Annotated in this window: 1 protein-coding gene; it reads right to left on the reverse strand. The window is 71.6% G+C overall.

Annotation, left to right across the window (positions count from 1 at the left end; all coding sequences use genetic code 11):
- Nucleotides 1-25: 25 nt before the first annotated feature.
- The coding region (locus tag HLK59_RS49925) for an AMP-binding protein (RefSeq protein ID WP_206328531.1) at nt 26-1533 on the reverse strand (1508 nt) is incomplete at its 5' end.

Raw genomic sequence — 1533 nt, forward strand, 5'->3', positions numbered from 1 at the left:
ACCCGCACATCAGCGTCACCAATGGCTACGGCCCGACGGAGAACACCACCTTCACCACGTACGAGCACCTCACCACCGCCTCCTGCGGCCAGGGCGGGAAGCCGTCCAGCGGGCCGCCGATGGACGGCTTCCCGCCCTGGCCGCAGGAGGCGGTGGTGAGGTGCTCGTACGTGGTGAAGGTGGTGTTCTCCGTCGGGCCGTAGCCATTGGTGACGCTGATGTGCGGGAAGAGCCGCAGCGCCTCGGCCACGGCGGGGCCCGAGGCCTGCTCGCCGCCGATCCAGACGTGCTTGAGGGCGCCGATGACGGATCTCCGCTCCGCGACAAGGGAGTTGAAGAGGGAGGTGGTGAAGAAGGCCGCCGTCACACCGTGGGTGTCGACCGCGCGCTCCAGTGCGGCGGCCGACGTGTCCCGCGACGGCAGGACGACGACCGTGCCGCCGTTGAGCAGCGGCACCCACAGCTCGTAGGTCGACGCGTCGAAGGAGTGCGCCGAGTGCGCGAGGACGCGGGAGTGGTCCTGAGTCGTCCAGCAGGTGTCCGCCGCGAAGCCCAGGATGTTGCCGTGGGTCACGGCGACGCCCTTGGGGTGTCCGGTGGACCCGGAGGTGTACATCACGTAGGCGAGCTGGTCGGCTCCTGCCACCGGAGAGGCGTACGGCGTCGCGGGCACGTCGTCGGCCGCCGCGCCGAGCCGGGGTTCGTCGGCCCGGACGACGGCGAGAGTCGGTGCCGTGTCGCGCAGGGCGGCGCGGGTGTGCGTGGCCGTGTCGACCACCAGCACGCGGGGTTTCGACTCCTTGAGCACCGCGCCGAGCCGAGCGTCGGGGCTGCGCAGGTCGAGGGGGAGGTAGGCGGCACCGGTCTTGAGGGTGGCCAGGAGTGCGACGACGAGGTCGGCGGAGCGTTCCATCGCGATCGCGACCAGCTGCTCGGGCCCGGCACCCGCGGCCAGCAGGTGACGGGCCAGCCGGTCGGCCCGCTGGTCGAGTTCCCGGTACGAGAGCTCCCGGGTGCCGCACACCAGTGCCGTGGCGTCGGGTGTGCGGGCCACCTGTGCCGTGAACCGGTGGACCACTGACCGGTCGAGGGGTGCCTGTGCGGTGCCGGTGCCCCGGGCGAGGACGGTCTCGCGCTCGGCGTGTCCCAGCAGGTCCACGGCGCTCAGGCGGAGTTCGGGGTCGGCTGCCACCTGGTCCGCGAACCGTACGAGGCGGTCGGCCAGCCCCCGCGCCGTCTCGTCCTCGAAGAGATCCCGTGCGAAGAGGAGCCGTCCCTCGACCTCCTCGCCCACCTGACGAAAGTCGAAGAGCAGGTCGAACTCGGTGGTGTCGGCGGGTGCCGGGTAGTCCCAGCGTGTCTCCAGGCCGGGGAAGCGGGCCTGGGCGACCGCGTTGTTCTGCAGACTCAGCATCACCTGGAACAGCGGATGCCGCCCCGCCGAACGCACCGGATTGACCGCCTCCACCACCCGCTCGAACGGCACATCCTGATGCCCCAACGCCCCCAACACACCCGACCGCACCCGCCCCA

The organism is Streptomyces sp. S3(2020), assembly GCF_013044505.1.
Classification (GTDB): Bacteria; Actinomycetota; Actinomycetes; order Streptomycetales; family Streptomycetaceae; genus Streptomyces.